The sequence below is a fragment of the Pseudomonas sp. R1-15 genome (assembly GCF_051132085.1).
GTDB lineage: Bacteria > Pseudomonadota > Gammaproteobacteria > Pseudomonadales > Pseudomonadaceae > Aquipseudomonas.
This window is the reverse complement of record NZ_CP071660.1, coordinates 1,654,559-1,671,007: the sequence shown is the minus strand read 5'-3', so window position 1 is coordinate 1,671,007 and position 16,449 is coordinate 1,654,559. Positions and strand designations below refer to the sequence as shown.

Sequence of the window (16,449 nt, the reverse complement as noted above, 5' to 3'; positions counted from 1 at the left end):
CCCAGTCGTAGCGCAGACTTTTAGCTGGATGTGTCTGCATGATCGCTTTCGCGAGCAGGCTCGTTCCCACAGTTTGGATCTGCGGCATTTGCAGAATGTCTGCCCCCCTCGATCCACCTGTGGGAGATTCTATGGTGCGGGACTAGCCCCTAAATGCCTTTTGGTAAGTATTCGCTCTGGTTCTTCAACAGAGCGAATACCACTCGGGCAAGCTTGCGGGCCAGCGCTACCAATGCCTCGGTTGTGCTGAGCCCTCGGGACCTCAAACCCTCGTAAAATCCCTTCCACGCCGCCGTGCGACTCGCCGACATCGCGGCGTTGTGCATCAATCGGCGTGCCTCCGGATCACCTCGCTTAGACAGGCAGCGGCGTCCCTTCTTTTTTCCCGAGTCCGATATGCGCAGGTCCAGACCCAGAAAAGCGATGAAGGCATCGGCATTTCTGAAATCTCCACGTTGAAACGACGTGAGCAAACGGGCACCGCTTAACAGACCGATGCCTTCGACTTTCATGCAGCGCTTGAGCTGACTGCCCAAACCGGCTGCATCCAACTGCGTCTGGATTGTTTTCTCAAGCAAAATCTCGAGTCTTTGCATTGCCTTTATCTGGTTCTCAAAGGCCGTTTTGAGCAACGGTTCGTTTGACCAGCTTTGCTTGAGGCTGACACGCGCCTGAACCAAGGCTGCCCGTCGCCGGAAAAGGCTTATAAGCCTGCAATACAGGGGCGATGGCGGGGACCAAGGGTGCAACTGGTGGCCTTCGTTGTTCAAGTAGCGAGCCAACAACCGAGCATCCAGCGCATCGGTTTTAGCGCGCACTTTCACACCTTTGCGGTAATGACTGAGTTCGTAACCGCCGATCATATAAATCACACAGCCATGCGCATAAGCCAGATCGGCGAAGTCCTGGTGATAGATATTAGTGGCTTCGATGGCGACATCCACTGGCGCAGGTAATGCCTTGAGCCACTTTTTGATATCAGCTTTGGTGTTGGGGATCGTTTCGAGTCGATCGGATTGGGCGTGATAAATCACCAACTCATCTTTGGCGACATCCACACCTACGATCGGCTGGGCGGTGGCGACGGGCATTGCCATTGAAAATCCTCCGGGCTAAGGTTTGAACACTTGAAGGGTTCACCCAGAGGCGCAGGCTTGTTCCTATCGTCGGTCTAGGCCAGATGCATTCTTTATCGGCGCTTGGGTGAAAGGAGGAGGGGTGAAATCTCCCACGGTCTGTACTGCGGCTAACAGTCAGAATCGAGCCTAGTCCCTCCTCCTCCCTTCAAGTCCTACCATACAAGCGAGCCTGCTCGCGAATACGCCAGTCGATTCAGCACCTAATCAAACAGCAACCCCCGTATCCGCCCTCAATCCCGACAGCTCCACCGCCCTCACCGCCACCTGCTCATCCACATCCGAAACATCCCCGCTGACACCAATCGCCCCCATCACCTTCCCGTCCTGATCCCTGATCAACACTCCGCCCGGCGCCGGCACGACGCTGCCTTGCCCCAAGCCGTTCAAAGCGGCAAAGAACGCCGGGCGCTGCTGGGCGTCCTGGGCCAGCAGGCGTGAGCCCTTGCCCAGGGCGATCGCGCCCCAGGCCTTGCCGATAGCGATTTGCGGGCGCAACAGGCTCGCACCGTCCTCGCGCTGCAAGGCCACCAGGTGCCCGCCGCTGTCCAGGACCGCGACGGTCAAGGGTGCCGCATTGACCTCACGGCCTGCGGCCAGTGCTTGTCCCGCCAGGTTGACGGCAACTTTCAAGGTTAGAACGCTCATGGGTGCTGTCCTTCTTTTGTTATGGGAAAGCCTTGGCGGCTTCACTTTCAGAAAAACCGAACACCACAAATAGAACACAACAATATATATTTTTGTATACAATAATTTACCCAAACCAGCTCTAGCGACAAAAGGCCGCAGCAGAATCAGGTTCCCAACGAATTAAACGCGTGCTTGAGGAAAGGGATTGACCTGCACCATTCGCCATGAATACACTCTGCCGCAAAGCCACTTGTATACAATTACAAAACGTAAGAGGCACAAAACAATGAGCAAAATGAGAGCAATCGAAGCCGCCGTCCTGGTGATGCGCCGTGAAGGCGTAGACACCGCCTTCGGCATCCCGGGTGCCGCGATCAACCCGCTGTACTCTGCCCTGCAAAAGGTTGGCGGCATCGATCATGTCCTCGCTCGCCACGTTGAAGGCGCCTCGCACATGGCCGAGGGCTACACCCGGACCAAGGCCGGCAACATCGGCGTGTGCATCGGTACTTCGGGGCCGGCGGGCACTGACATGGTCACTGGCCTCTACAGCGCTTCGGCCGACTCGATTCCGATCCTGTGCATCACCGGACAAGCTCCCCGCGCCCGCATGCACAAGGAAGATTTCCAGGCGGTGGATATCACCAGCATCGTCAAGCCCGTGACCAAATGGGCGACTACCGTGCTGGAGCCGGGACAGGTGCCCTACGCCTTTCAGAAGGCTTTCTTCGAGATGCGCTCCGGCCGTCCGGGCCCGGTGCTGATCGACTTGCCGTTTGACGTGCAGATGGCCGAGATCGAATTCGACATCGACGCTTATCAGCCGCTGCCCCTGGCCAAGCCGGCCGCCAACCGGGTGCAGATCGAGAAGGCCCTGGCGATGCTGAATCAGGCCGAGCGCCCATTGCTGGTGGCGGGTGGAGGCATCATCAATGCCGATGCCAGCGACCTGTTGGTGGAGTTTGCCGAGCTCACCGGCATCCCGGTGATCCCGACCTTGATGGGCTGGGGCACGATCCCGGACGATCATCCGTTGATGGTCGGCATGGTCGGCCTGCAAACCTCGCACCGCTACGGCAACGCCACCTTGCTCAAGTCGGACGTGGTGCTGGGCGTCGGCAACCGTTGGGCCAACCGCCACACCGGTTCGGTAGACGTCTACACCGAAGGCCGCACGTTCATTCATGTCGACATCGAACCGACCCAGATCGGCCGGGTGTTCACCCCCGACCTGGGTATCGTTTCCGACGCAGCCTCGGCCCTGACCGTGTTCATCGAAGTGGCCCGCGAATGGCAAGCCGCCGGCAAGCTGAAGAACCGCAGCGCCTGGCTTCAGGATTGCCAGCAACGCAAGGCCAGCCTGCAACGCAAGACCCATTTCGACAACGTGCCGGTGAAACCGCAGCGCGTCTACGAGGAAATGAACCAGGTGTTCGGCAAGGACACCTGCTATGTCAGCACCATCGGTCTGTCGCAGATCGCCGGGGCGCAGTTCCTCCACGTCTACAAACCACGCCACTGGATCAACTGCGGCCAGGCCGGTCCCCTGGGCTGGACCATTCCGGCCGCGCTGGGAGTGGTCAAGGCCGATCCGGATCGCAAGGTCGTGGCGCTGTCGGGCGACTATGATTTCCAGTTCATGATCGAAGAACTGGCGGTGGGCGCACAATTCAAGCTGCCCTACATCCACGTCGTGGTGAACAACTCCTACCTGGGCTTGATCCGCCAGGCCCAGCGCGGCTTCGACATGGACTACTGCGTGCAGCTGTCCTTCGACAACCTCAACGCACCGGAGCTCAACGGTTATGGCGTGGACCACGTCGCCGTGGCCGAGGGCCTGGGTTGCAAGGCATTGCGGGTGTTCGAGCCGTCAGGTATCCAGCCAGCGCTGCGCAAGGCCCAGGAAATGATCGAAGAGTTCAGGGTGCCAGTGATCGTCGAGATCATCCTCGAGCGGGTGACCAACATTTCCATGGGCACCGAGATCAACGCCGTCAATGAATTTGAAGACCTGGCGCTGGTGGGCAACGATGCACCCACCGCGATTTCATTGCTCGACTGACCTCCTCCTGTGGGAGCGAGCCTGCTCGCGAAGGCGATCTACTCTTCATTGAATGTTGACTGACATACCGCTTTCGCGAGCAGGCTCGCTCCCACAAGGGAGGCCTGCCAACTATTTACAGGAGACCACCATGCCGCGTTTCGCCGCCAACCTGTCCATGCTGTTTACCGAGCAGGATTTCCTCGCCCGTTTCGAAGCGGCCGCCAAGGCCGGTTTCAGTGGTGTCGAATACCTGTTTCCCTACGACTACAGCTCCGCTGAACTCAAGACCCTGCTCGATGCCCATGGCCTGACCCAGGTGCTGTTCAACCTGCCGGCCGGCGACTGGGCCAAGGGTGAGCGCGGTATCGCCTGCCTGCCGGACCGGGTCGAGGAATTCCGTGCCGGGGTCGACCTGGCGATTGCCTATGCCAAGGTGCTGGGCAATACCCAGGTCAATTGCCTGGCCGGGATCCGTTCGCAGAAGTGCGACGCAGCGCTGGCGGAAAAAACCTTCGTCGCCAACCTGAAATATGCCGCCGAAAAGCTCCAGGGCGCCGGCATCAAGCTGGTGATGGAAGCCATCAACACCCGCGATATCCCGGGTTTTTTCCTGAACAACACCGCCCAGGCCCTGTCGATCCGCGAACAGGTGGGCAGCGCCAACCTGTTCCTGCAATACGACATCTATCACATGCAGATCATGGAAGGCGACCTGGCCCGGACGCTGTCGGCGCACCTGGGCGAGATCAACCATGTGCAACTGGCGGACAACCCGGGCCGCAACGAGCCCGGCACCGGCGAGATCAACTACCGCTTCCTGTTCGAACACCTGGATCGCATCGGCTATCAGGGTTGGGTCGGCTGCGAATACAAGCCGCTGACCACCACCGAAGCGGGCTTGGACTGGTTGAAAAGCCATAACGCGATCTGACCTGACACGAGCTTTTGTGGCGAGGGAGCTTGCTCCCGCTCGGCTGCGAAGCAGACGCATGTTTTTTCACCGATGGATTTCTGGGGCCGCTTCGCGGCCCAGCGGGAGCAAGCTCCCTCGCCACAGAGTCCGCGGGGCACCTTAAACAAGAGAGGATTTTCCACATGGCTAAAATCGGATTCATCGGCACCGGCATCATGGGCCACCCCATGGCACTGAACCTGCAAAAGGCCGGTCACAGCCTGTTCCTGACCCAGCATCACGACGCTGCCCCGGCCGACCTCGTGGCAGGCGGCGCGGTGGCGCTGGCCAACCCGAAGGAAGTTGCCCAGGAGGCCGAGTTCATCATCGTCATGGTCCCGGACACACCGCAGGTCGAGGATGTGCTGTTGCGCGCCGACGGCGTAGCGGCCGGCGTGGGCGCGGGCAAGGTGGTGATCGACATGAGCTCGATCTCCCCTACCGCCACCAAGGCGTTCGCGGCGAAGATCAATGAAAGAGGCGCGCAGTACCTCGACGCCCCGGTGTCGGGCGGTGAAGTCGGCGCCAAGGCCGCGACCCTGAGCATCATGGTCGGTGGCGACAGCGCCGCGTTCGAGCGCGCGCTGCCACTGTTCCAGGCGATGGGCAAGAACATCACCCTGGTGGGCGGCAACGGCGATGGCCAGACCGCCAAGGTGGCGAACCAGATCATCGTCGCGCTGAACATCCAGGCCGTGGCCGAGGCCCTGCTCTTCGCCTCGAAGAACGGCGCGGACCCGGCCAAGGTCCGTGAAGCGTTGATGGGCGGTTTCGCCTCGTCGAAGATCCTCGAAGTGCACGGTGAGCGCATGATCAAGGGCACCTTCGACCCGGGCTTCCGCATCAGCCTGCACCAGAAGGACCTGAACCTGGCCCTGCAAGGCGCCAGGGAGCTGAACATCAACCTGCCCAACACCGCCAACGCCCAGCAAGTGTTCAGCACCTGCGCGGCCATGGGTGGCAGCAATTGGGACCACTCGGCGCTGATCAAGGGGCTGGAGCATATGGCCAATTTCTCGATTCGCGACAAATAGGCCCTGCCCTGCCCCTGTGGGAGCGAGCCCGCTCGCGAAGCGGTGTGTCAGTCAATGCTTGATTGGCAGGTTGACCGCCTTCGCGAGCAGGCTCGCTCCCACAGGTAACCGAGTCGCCTCAGCCAATAATAAAAATCGGGAGCCCGCCATGTCGGTCGATCCGCAACAATTGCTGCGTGAGCTGTTCGCCACGGCCGTCGACGCGGCCCATCCGCAGCACGTCCTCGAACAGTACCTGCCCGCTGACCGCAGCGGTCGGGTGATCGTCATCGGTGCCGGCAAGGCCGCCGCGGCCATGGCGCAAGTGGTCGAGCGCTGCTGGCACGGAGAAGTCAGCGGCCTGGTGGTAACCCGCTACGGCCATGGCGCGCCCTGCGAGAAAATCGAAGTGGTCGAGGCCGCTCATCCAGTACCGGACGCCGCTGGCCTGGAAGTGGCCGGACGGGTGCTCGAACTCGTCAGCAACCTCAACGAAGACGACCGAGTGATCTTCCTGCTCTCCGGTGGCGGCTCGGCGTTGCTGGCCTTGCCGGCGGCCGGCATCACCCTGGCCGACAAGCAATCGATCAACAAGGCCCTGCTCAAGTCCGGCGCGACCATTGGCGAGATGAATTGCGTGCGCAAGCACCTCTCGGCGATCAAGGGCGGCCGGCTGGGCAAGGCCTGCTGGCCGGCGACCGTCTACACCTACGCGATTTCCGATGTGCCCGGCGATCTCGCCACGGTCATCGCCTCCGGCCCCACCGTGGCCGACCCCAGCACTTCGGCCGACGCGCTGGCGATTCTCAAGCGCTACGACATCCAGATCCCGGCCTCGGTGCGCACCTGGCTGCAAAGCCCGGAATCGGAAACCGTCAAGCCCGGCGACCCGAGCCTGGCGCGCAGTCATTTCCAGCTGATCGCCCGTCCCCAGCAGTCCCTCGAAGCCGCAGCGGTGAAAGCCCGCCAGGCCGGTTTCAGCCCACTGATCCTCGGTGACCTGGAAGGCGAATCCCGGGACGTGGCGAAGGTCCATGCCGGCATCGCCCGGCAAATCGCCCTGCATGGCCAGCCCTTGGCTGCACCGTGCGTGATTCTCTCTGGCGGCGAAACCACGGTCACCGTCCGCGGCAGTGGCCGTGGCGGGCGCAACGCCGAGTTCCTGCTGAGCCTGACCGACAGCCTCAAGGGCCACCCCGGCATCCATGCACTGGCGGGCGACACCGACGGCATCGACGGCTCCGAAGACAACGCCGGCGCCATCATGACCCCGGACAGCTATCGCCGCGCCACCGAGCTGGGCCTGAACGCCAGCGATGAACTGGATAACAACAACGGCTACGGCTACTTCGCCGCGCTGGACGGGTTGATCGTCACCGAGCCGACCCGCACCAACGTCAACGATTTTCGCGCCATCCTGATCCTCGAGAACCCGAAAAATGACGCCTGACAAGAAGGTCAAGATCCTCGCGACACTCGGCCCCGCCACCGGTGGGATCGATGACATCCGCGAACTGGTGCAGGCCGGAGTGAACATCTTTCGCCTGAACTTCAGCCACGGCGACCACGCCGACCACGCCCAGCGCTACCAGTGGATCCGCGAAGTCGAGCAGCAGCTCAATTACCCGCTGGGCATCCTGATGGACCTGCAAGGACCAAAACTGCGGGTCGGCAAGTTCGCCGATGGCAAGGTGCTGTTGCAGCGCGGTCAAGCCTTGCGTCTGGACCTGGACCCGACGCCGGGCGATCAGCGTCGGGTCAACCTGCCCCACCCGGAAATCATCGCCGCGCTGGAGCCGGGCATGGACTTGCTGCTCGATGACGGCAAGCTGCGCCTGCGGGTAACCGCCAGACACACCGACGCCATTGATACCGAGGTGCTCAACGGTGGCGAACTGTCGGACCGCAAGGGCGTGAACGTGCCCCAGGCCGTGCTCGACCTGAGCCCGCTGACCGCCAAGGACCGCCGCGACCTGAGCTTCGGCCTGGAGCTGGGCGTGGACTGGGTGGCGCTGTCATTCGTGCAGCGTGCCGAGGACATTCGCGAAGCCCGCGCGTTGATTGGCGACAAGGCGTTCCTGATGGCCAAGATTGAGAAGCCCTCGGCCGTCGCCCAACTGCGGGAAATCGCCGAACTGAGCGACGCGATCATGGTTGCCCGAGGTGACCTGGGCGTCGAGGTGCCGGCCGAGAGCGTGCCGCAGATTCAGAAAAACATCATCGGCACCTGCCGCGCCCTCGGCAAACCGGTGGTGGTGGCGACACAGATGCTTGAGTCGATGCGCTTCTCCCCGGCGCCGACCCGCGCCGAAGTCACCGATGTCGCCAACGCCGTGGCCGAGGGTGCCGACGCGGTGATGTTGTCGGCGGAAACCGCCTCGGGCGACTATCCCCTCGAAGCCGTGCAGATGATGAGCAAGATCATCCGCCAGGTGGAAAACGGCCCGGACTACCAGACACAACTCGACGTCAGCCGACCGAAAGCCGAGGCCACGGTGTCGGACGCCATCAGCTGCGCGATCCGCCGGATCAGCAACGTGCTGCCCGTGGCGGTGCTGGTCAACTACAGCGAGTCGGGCAGCTCCAGCCTGCGCGCGGCGCGGGAACGGCCGACGGTGCCGATCCTCAACCTGACGCCCAACCTGCAGGCGGCCCGTCGCCTGACCGTCGCGTGGGGCGTGCATTCGGTGGTCAACGATCGGCTGCGGCAGGTGGACGAAGTGTGTTCCACCGCGCTGGAAATCGCCCAGGCCCAGGGCATGGCCCAGCGTGGCGACACCCTGCTGATTACCGCCGGCGTGCCGTTCGGGCAGCCGGGGTCGACCAACTCCTTGCGCATCGAGACCCTCATCTGATTTTCCGTGGCGAGGGAGCTTGCTCCCGCTGGGTCGCGTAGCGGCCCCTTTTTTTGCGGTCGCTACGCAACCGAGCGGGAGCAAGCTCCCTCGCCACAATGTTCCCTTATCCCTGACCCATATGCCCAACCATTCTTCATCCTCCCACTGCCCAGACTGGGCTACCGCCCTGCTCAACGGCTTCAGCCAGATTTTCCTCCAGCGCCATCCCCTGTGCGGCCTGTTCTGCCTCTTGGCGATTCTGCTCACCGCGCCAGCGTTGTTCGGCGGCGCGCTAATGGGCGGCGTGGCCGGATTGCTGACGGCCCAACGACGTGGTTATGCCAAGGAGGATCGGCAGGCCGGGCTGTTCAGTTATAACGGCATCCTGCTGGGTTTGCTGCTGAGCCTGGCATTGCCTTGGTCAGCCCTGTTGCCGCCATTGATCATCGCCGCTGGCGGCCTCAGCGCAATGCTGACCCAGCAGTGGCTCAAGCGCACCCGAGGCCCACGCTGCCTGCCCGCCTACACCGCGCCTTTCGTCGGGCTCGGCTGGTTGCTGCTGGGTCTCGCCCCGCCTGCGCCCTTGCCCGCTGCACTGGAGCAGACACTCCCCAACCTGTTGCTTGCCCCGCTGAACGGCCTGGGCCAGGTCATGTTTCTCGACCAGCCCCTGGCCGGTGTGCTGATCACCATCGGCCTGCTGATCGCCAACCGTCGCGCCGCCGGCTGGGCGCTGTTCGGTTCCGTCGCAGGCTTTGCCTTTGCCTGGCTGCACGATTGCCCGCACACCTTGTCCGGCCTGGGCGGCTACAACCCGGCGTTAGCGGCCCTGGCCCTCGGCCAACACGCACGCGGGCCATGGCAGCCGCTGGCGGGCGTGCTGCTGGCGGTCCTTCTCGCACCGGGTTTCGCGGCGCTGGGCGTGGCGCCGCTGACGGCGCCTTTCATTCTCGCGTGCTGGCTGGTGCATGCCACCGCGCGGCTTTGGCACCCAGCCTGTCTCGACATCGCGCCTTGCGCTCTGCGGGGCAATCACCCTAGGCTGCGCTGATCATTGGTTCAGGCGAAGGTTATGGACAGCAACAACAACTGGCGTGAACGCCTCTACGTGATCATTTTCCAGACCGACACGGTGGCCGGCCGGCGCTTCGACAGCACGCTGCTGTTGATCATCTTTGCGAGCCTGGTGATTGTGATGCTCGACAGCATCGACAGCGTGCACAAGAACTACGCGGCCCTGCTGGCCTACATCGAGTGGGGCTTCACGTTGATTTTCATCGTTGAATACGGCCTGCGCCTGTACTGCTCGCCCAAGCCGCTGCGCTATGCGTTCAGCTTTTATGGCCTGGTGGATCTGCTGGCGATCGTGCCGGGCATCCTCGCGTTGTACTACAGCGATGCCCAGTACCTGCTGATCGTGCGGATCATCCGCATGCTGCGGATTTTCCGCGTCCTCAAGCTCAGCCCGTACCTCAAGCAGGCCAACTATCTATTGGCCGCACTGCGCGGCAGCAAGCAGAAAATCATCGTGTTCCTGGTCAGCGTGTCGACGCTGGTGACGGTGTTTGGCACCCTGATGTATGTCATCGAAGGCCCCGAGCATGGTTTCACCAGCATTCCCAAGGGCATCTATTGGGCTATCGTGACATTGACCACCGTAGGCTTCGGCGACATCGTGCCGAAGACGCCGCTGGGCCAAGTGGTTTCGTCCCTGGTGATGATTACCGGCTACTCGATCATCGCCGTGCCGACGGGTATCTTCACTGCGGAACTCGCCACCGCCATGCGCGGTGACCAGCTCAAGCACAATTGCCCGGTGTGCAGCAAAAACAACCACGAACATGGCGCTGCATTCTGTTCTCGTTGCGGTAACGCACTGTTTAAAAAATTGGAATAAGCAAAGCACTTTTTAATTCTTGATGACCTATAAGCTAATCGCTAGGGTGCTGGCTTATCGCCCGCATCCCTTGCCAATAAAAAGGACCTCGCAGTGAAGAATTTCTTTGGCGCCTCCCTCCTCGCCGCCGGCCTGGCGTTCGGCAGCCTGGCCCACGCCGCCCCGACTCTACTCAACGTTTCCTACGACGTGATGCGGGATTTCTATAAGGACTACAACGCCGCGTTCCAGAAACACTGGCAGGCCGAGCACAACGAAAGCATCACCGTGCAGATGTCCTTTGGCGGTTCGAGCAAGCAGGCGCGTTCGGTAATCGATGGGCTGCCGGCGGATGTCATCACCATGAACATGGCGACTGACATCAATGCCTTGGCCGACAACGGCAAGCTGGTTCCGGATAACTGGGTCACCCGTCTGCCGAACAACAGCGCGCCGTTCACCTCGGCCACCGTGTTTATCGTGCGCAAGGGCAACCCGAAAGCGTTGAAGGACTGGCCGGACCTGCTCAAGGACGGCGTGCAAGTGATCGTGCCCAACCCGAAAACCTCGGGTAACGGCCGCTATACCTACCTTTCGGCCTGGGGTTATGTGCTGAAGAATGGCGGCGATGAAAACAAGGCCAAGGATTTCGTCGGCAAGCTGTTCAAGCAGGCCCCTGTGCTGGATACCGGCGGTCGTGCCGCGACGACTACGTTCATGACCAACCAGATCGGCGATGTGCTGGTGACCTTTGAGAACGAAGCGGAAATGATCGCCCGTGAATTCGGTCGCGACCAGTTCGAAGTGGTCTACCCAAGCGTCTCCGCCGAAGCCGAGCCACCGGTTAGCGTTGTGGATAAAGTCGTCGAGAAGAAAGGTTCCCGCGCCGCTGCCGAGGAGTACCTCAAATACCTGTGGTCGCCCGAAGGCCAGGAAATTGCCGCCGCCAACTACCTGCGCCCTCGCGACCCGGCGGTGCTGGCCAAATACACCGACCGTTTCCCGAAAGTGGATTTCCTCTCGGTGGAAAAAACCTTCGGCGACTGGCGCACCGTGCAGAAGACCCATTTCAACGATGGTGGGATTTTTGACCAGATCTATAGCGGGCAATAAGCCCCGGCTCGGCTAACCAGTCAGAACCTGTGGGAGCGAGCTTGCTCGCGATTGCGTCTGTATATTCAACATCACTGATACAGAAAGACCGCTATCGCGAGCAAGCTCGCTCCCACAGGAGTCTGAAGACCACCATTAATTCCGGGCATGACTGCTATCAACCCCAAGCCCTGTTCCAGAGCCCTGCAAGTCTTTAGCCTCTCGCCATCCCTTTCAATCGATCGATGAGATTGCCATGAGTGCTCATTCACCCGCCTCGCCCGCTGCCCTGACCCAGGGCATGGTCCTGCTGTTTGCCTTCTGCTGCGGCGCCATCGTTGCCAATATCTACTACGCCCAACCCATCATCGAACTGATCGCGCCCGACGTCGGCCTGTCCAGCACCATGGCCAGCCTGATCGTCTCGCTGACCCAGATCGGCTACGCCCTGGGCCTGTTTTTCCTGGTGCCGCTGGGGGATTTGCTGGAAAACCGGCGCTTGATGATTCTCACCACCGTGGTGGCAATCGCCAGCCTGCTGGGCGCGGCGTTTACCGAGCAGCCGAACGTGTTCCTGCTGGTGTCATTGCTGGTAGGGTTCAGTTCCGTCTCGGTGCAAGTGCTGATTCCGCTGGCCGCGCACCTGGCACCGGAAGAATCCCGGGGACGGGTCGTGGGCGGGATCATGGGCGGCCTGCTGTTGGGGATCCTGCTGGCGCGGCCGGTGTCCAGCCTCGTCGCCGATCACCTTGGCTGGCGGGCGATGTTCATGATCGCCGCCGCGTTGATGGCGGCAATCAGCATCGTCCTGGCATTCACCGTGCCCAAGCGCCAGCCCGAGCACCGCGCCTCCTACGCGCAACTACTGGGCTCGCTCGGCACCCTGTTACGCCAGCAGCCGCAGTTGCGCCAGCGGGCTTTGTACCAGGCGTGCATGTTTGCCACGTTCAGCCTGTTCTGGACCGCCGTCCCCCTGGAGCTGTCGCGCAACCATGGCCTGTCCCAGACTGAAATTGCGCTGTTTGCGCTGGTCGGCGCCATCGGTGCCGTCGCCGCGCCGATTGCCGGCCGCCTCGCAGACGCCGGCCACACCCGAATTGCTTCGCTGCTGGCCATGCTGTTCGCAAGCCTGAGTTTCCTGCCGGCGTTTATCCATCCCGCTTATAGCGTGATCGGCCTCGCGGTGACCGGCGTGGTCCTGGATTTCTGCGTGCAGATGAACATGGTCCTGGGCCAGCGCACCATCTACGCCCTTGACGCAAAAAGCCGCAGCCGCCTGAACGCGCTGTACATGACCAGCATCTTTGTCGGCGGCGCTTTCGGTTCGTCCATCGCCAGCGCCGTCTACGAGCATGGCGGCTGGCTGTGGGTAGTGATCGTCGGCAGCGCCTTCCCGTTGCTGGCCCTGTTGCGTTTCCTGAGTGTTTCGAAGAAGGCTTCGCTGGCGACGGCCTGATACCGTCGAACAAAAAAATGCCCGACAGGCCAGGACCTGTCGGGCTTTTTTCATGGAGCGGTCAGACCCGCACGTTGCCCCGCGGCCCGGCAATCGCCCAGATGATCAGGCCCAACACCGGCAGCAGGAGAATCAGCAGCACCCACAGGACTTTCGCCCCGGTGCCCGCGCCACTCTTGAGCACATTGATGATCGCCCAGATATCGAGCGCCAGGATGATCAGGCCAATCAGGCCGTTGAAAGTGGAACCCATGGTGTCGCTCCCGAATGGTGGTATGCACACTTAGGATAGCGGGGTCCGGGTAAGGGTTCCGTTTATTGTTTCAGACGTGAACCGCGATCTTGAGCGCTTCCAGGGCGGGGGCCGCGGCGATGCCGACTTCGCCACACAGTTCCAGCACACGCGGCACGTCGTTGCCGTACACCAGCACCATCTGCAATTCATCGTCGAGCAACTGGCTGAAGTTCATCAGCACGTAGCCGCCGCTCTCCTTGTTCAGGCTGCTCATCTGGATCTGGATACGATTGAGCGCGGTCAGCGCCTCGGTCTTCGCCAGTTGCTTGGGCTTGAGGTTGAACGCGACGCCAGGGCCGAACGAGGCGACGATCTGCTCGAACAGGTCGACGTAGGAGTCGGCCTGGAACAGCACGGTGTCCGGCAGACTGCCTACCACCACCCACTCCCCCAGCGGGATCGGGAAGGTGTCGTCATAGTTGATGTCCGGGTTCGCCGCCAGGAACGTCACCGGGTCGGCGTAGGCCTGGGCCGCTTCGTCGGCAATTTTCTCGATGTCCGCCTCGCCCAGGCAGCCGGAGCTGATTTTGCTGATGAGTTCGACGAGTGCGGCTTTCATTGGGCGGATCCTGTGGCTGAATTTTCAGGCGCGCAGGATAGCGCATCACCCCAGGTCAAGTCAGGAACCCTGTGGCCAGGGAGCCAGGCTTCAGCCCAACAACTTTTCCAACTGCGCCGTGGTGTCCACCGCGCCCATGGTCCTGGCCGCGTCCAGCGCCGATACGCCGTTGGCATCCTTGGCCTTCGGGTCGGCGCCTTTGCTGATCAGGTAATCGACTATTTCCACCCGGTTGAACATCGCCGCCATCATCAGCGCCGTGCGGCCATCGAACGAGGAGCCTTCGACTTGCGCGCCGCCATCGACGAGGGCCGAAACCACCGCCAGATCCCCCTTGAACGCCGCACCGGCAATCGGGCTCTGGCCGTTGTCGTTGCGGATTTCCGGATCGGCCTTGTTCTCCAGCAGCACCTTTACCGTCTCCACGTGCCCGTGGTACGCGGCCAGCATCAGCAAGGTGTCGCCCTTGTGATTGCGCAGGTTCGGCGGCAGGCCCTTGCTCAACAGCGCGGCCATCATCGCGGCATCGCCCTGACGAGCGACGTTGAATACCTGCTCGGCAAACTCCGCAGCCTCTTCCGGGGTCATCTGGCGGCTTGTATCGGACATGGACAACTTCCTCTGGCTTTTGCAAAGCCGCTAGTTTCCCGAGGGACTCAAAGCCTGTCATCCCTTTTTTCTCTGCAAGGGCCATAGCCACAATCAATAGCGGTACTGCCCACCCTGGATCTGCGTCGCCAGTTGGCGGTCCACCCGCACGTAGGTCGAGGTGTCGGGGAGCCAGGCGTAGATCGGTTCCTCGCCCGTGAGGCAGGGGTCAAAGGCTTCGGTCTTGAGGCGGGTTTTCTGATACTTGAACGTGCCGGTCGTTTCCATCTTTACCTTGATCCGCAGGAACAGCGGCACCGCGTAGGCCGGCAGCTTGCCTTGCAGAAATTGCAGCAGCTCGCTGAAATCCAGGGTCGCCAGGGACTCGGCCGGGGTGATCGCGGCCATCCCGGCGCGGCCGTTGGTGCCGGTGATCTCCACGCCATAGGCCACCGCCTCGGCGATCTGTGGATGTTGCAGGAGCACGTTTTCGACTTCGGTGGTGGAGACGTTTTCGCCTTTCCAGCGATAGGTGTCGCCGAGGCGATCAACGAACTGCCCGTGGCCGAAGCCGATATTGCGCAGCAGGTCGCCGGTGTTGAAATAACAATCGCCTGGGACGAAGACGTCCCGGCAGACGGTTTTTTCGGTCTTGGCCGGATCGGTGTAGCCATCCAGCGGCGCCTTTTCGTCGATGCGCGCCAGCAGCAGGCCCGGCTCGCCTTTTGGGACTTTCTGCATGCGCCCTTGCAGGTTGCGCAAGGGCGCACCGCTGTCATGGTCGTACTGCACCAGTTCCCAACCCATCAGGGAAAACCCGACCGTATTATCGAAGTTCAGGATGTTGGTGAAGCCGATATTGCCGTCGCTGGCCGCATACAGTTCACAGATATGGCCAATCCCGAAGCGGGTCTTGAAGGCCAGCCAGGCGCCCGGGCGCAAGCCGTTGCCGATCATCTTCCGGACCTCATGCCGCCGGTCGTCGGCGCTGGCGGGCTGCTCGATCAGGTAGCGACACAGTTCGCCGACATAACCCAACGTGGTCGCCCGGTAGCGACGCACGTCGCTCCAGAATTGGCTGGCGCTGAACTTGCGGCGGATGGCGAACCCCGAGGCACCGCAAACTGCCGCGCCCCAGCAAACACACAGGCCGGTGGCGTGATACAGCGGCAGCGTGCAATAAACGACGTCATCGGGCTGCATGTCCAGGGCGATCAGGCCAAAACTGGTGGAGGTGCGCATCCAGCGTCCATGGCGGAATACGCCGGCCTTGGGTAACCCGGTGGTGCCCGAGGTGTAGAGATAAAAACAGGGATCGTTGAAAAACACCTGTCTGCCAAGCGGGTTATCGCCTGGGTAATCCTCGCTGCCGACCATCAGGTCGACGAATCCGCACGGAACCGCGCCACTGTCCTGGTCGGCAACCCACCAGGTCCGCGCATCCGCCAGCGCCGTTCGGCCGCGCACGTCGTTGAAGACAGCGACCCGTTCATCCCCGACCACCACCGCCACCGGCGCGACCAGCGCCAGGCTGTGCACCAGGGCGTCTCCGGTTTGCGATGTATTGATCATCGCGCTCACCGCCCCGACCTTCGCCACCGCCAACACCGTAATCAGCAACTGCGGGCGGTTTTCCAGAACAATCGCCACGCAGTCGCCCTTGCCAATACCTTGCGCCAGCAAATAATGGGCAATGCGATTGGCCTGTTCGTTGACCTGTGCATAAGACAGCACCGTGTCGCCGCAGAGCAGCGCCGGGCCGTGGGGATTGCGTTGCGTGGCCTGTTCGAAACACCAGCCAAGGCCGCAAGGCTGGGTGGGGTCCTGGACGTTGGCGAGTTTCAGGCCTTTGATGATTCGGGGAACAACTCTGGCGATGACGGGCAGTTTGCGCAGCATCATGCCCCAGGTAATAGCGTCGCTGGGTGTACGACTCATGGACGATCCTTCCCCGTTCGACCTTGTGGGCCG

General features: G+C 61.9%; 15 protein-coding genes. 9 read left to right on the top strand and 6 right to left on the bottom strand.

Annotation, left to right across the window (positions count from 1 at the left end; all coding sequences use genetic code 11):
* Nucleotides 1–149 precede the first annotated feature (149 nt).
* Together J3P97_RS07565 and J3P97_RS07560 are read right to left on the bottom strand one after the other, a co-directional pair.
* Nucleotides 150–1,097: an IS110 family transposase gene (locus J3P97_RS07565; RefSeq protein WP_434623735.1), complete on the bottom strand. Its 948-nt coding sequence runs from the start codon at nt 1,095–1,097 to the stop codon at nt 150–152.
* Nucleotides 1,098–1,343: 246 nt separating this feature from the next.
* Nucleotides 1,344–1,784, bottom strand: a complete 441-nt coding sequence (locus tag J3P97_RS07560; protein ID WP_434673839.1) for a GlcG/HbpS family heme-binding protein — start codon at nt 1,782–1,784, stop codon at nt 1,344–1,346.
* Nucleotides 1,785–2,052: 268 nt separating this feature from the next.
* Between J3P97_RS07560 and gcl the strand changes: the two genes are divergently transcribed.
* The 9 genes from gcl (at nt 2,053) to J3P97_RS07515 (ending at nt 13,036) form a co-directional block, all read left to right on the top strand.
* Nucleotides 2,053–3,828: a glyoxylate carboligase gene (gene gcl, locus J3P97_RS07555; protein WP_305496119.1), complete on the top strand. Its 1,776-nt coding sequence runs from the start codon at nt 2,053–2,055 to the stop codon at nt 3,826–3,828.
* A 130-nt stretch (nt 3,829–3,958) separates the two neighbouring features.
* The gene (hyi, locus tag J3P97_RS07550) at nt 3,959–4,741 is read left to right on the top strand and encodes a hydroxypyruvate isomerase (protein WP_434673838.1); all 783 of its coding nucleotides are present in this window, start codon (nt 3,959–3,961) and stop codon (nt 4,739–4,741) included.
* Nucleotides 4,742–4,905: 164 nt separating this feature from the next.
* Nucleotides 4,906–5,796, top strand: a complete 891-nt coding sequence (locus J3P97_RS07545) for a 2-hydroxy-3-oxopropionate reductase (RefSeq protein WP_434569418.1) — start codon at nt 4,906–4,908, stop codon at nt 5,794–5,796.
* Between the two features lie 148 nt (nt 5,797–5,944).
* Nucleotides 5,945–7,225, top strand: coding sequence for a glycerate kinase type-2 family protein (locus J3P97_RS07540; protein ID WP_434673837.1), 1,281 nt, complete (start codon nt 5,945–5,947; stop codon nt 7,223–7,225).
* Nucleotides 7,215–8,630, top strand: a complete 1,416-nt coding sequence (gene pyk, locus J3P97_RS07535) for a pyruvate kinase (RefSeq protein ID WP_434673836.1) — start codon at nt 7,215–7,217, stop codon at nt 8,628–8,630. The genes J3P97_RS07540 and pyk overlap by 11 nt, the downstream gene beginning before the upstream one ends.
* 121 nt (nt 8,631–8,751) lie before the next feature.
* Nucleotides 8,752–9,663: an urea transporter gene (locus tag J3P97_RS07530; RefSeq protein WP_434673835.1), complete on the top strand. Its 912-nt coding sequence runs from the start codon at nt 8,752–8,754 to the stop codon at nt 9,661–9,663.
* 21 nt (nt 9,664–9,684) lie between these two features.
* Entirely contained in the window at nt 9,685–10,509 is an 825-nt protein-coding gene (locus tag J3P97_RS07525; RefSeq protein ID WP_434673834.1) for an ion transporter, read from the top strand.
* 93 nt (nt 10,510–10,602) lie between these two features.
* A complete protein-coding gene (locus tag J3P97_RS07520; protein WP_434569423.1) occupies nt 10,603–11,601 on the top strand; it encodes a sulfate ABC transporter substrate-binding protein in 999 nt (332 codons plus the stop codon).
* Between the two features lie 235 nt (nt 11,602–11,836).
* Nucleotides 11,837–13,036, top strand: coding sequence for an MFS transporter (locus tag J3P97_RS07515; RefSeq protein WP_434673833.1), 1,200 nt, complete (start codon nt 11,837–11,839; stop codon nt 13,034–13,036).
* A 61-nt stretch (nt 13,037–13,097) separates the two neighbouring features.
* On the opposite strand, the gene J3P97_RS07510 is transcribed toward J3P97_RS07515, so the two are convergent.
* The 4 genes from J3P97_RS07510 to J3P97_RS07495 form a co-directional block, all read right to left on the bottom strand.
* Nucleotides 13,098–13,289, bottom strand: coding sequence for a PLDc N-terminal domain-containing protein (locus J3P97_RS07510; protein WP_053149901.1), 192 nt, complete (start codon nt 13,287–13,289; stop codon nt 13,098–13,100).
* 70 nt (nt 13,290–13,359) lie between these two features.
* Nucleotides 13,360–13,890 (bottom strand): hypothetical protein, encoded by a 531-nt coding sequence (locus tag J3P97_RS07505; RefSeq protein ID WP_434673832.1) that lies wholly within the window; start codon nt 13,888–13,890, stop codon nt 13,360–13,362.
* Between the two features lie 90 nt (nt 13,891–13,980).
* The gene (locus J3P97_RS07500) at nt 13,981–14,499 is read right to left on the bottom strand and encodes an ankyrin repeat domain-containing protein (protein ID WP_305496129.1); all 519 of its coding nucleotides are present in this window, start codon (nt 14,497–14,499) and stop codon (nt 13,981–13,983) included.
* Nucleotides 14,500–14,592: 93 nt separating this feature from the next.
* Nucleotides 14,593–16,416: a long-chain-acyl-CoA synthetase gene (locus J3P97_RS07495; RefSeq protein WP_434673831.1), complete on the bottom strand. Its 1,824-nt coding sequence runs from the start codon at nt 16,414–16,416 to the stop codon at nt 14,593–14,595.
* Nucleotides 16,417–16,449 lie beyond the last annotated feature (33 nt).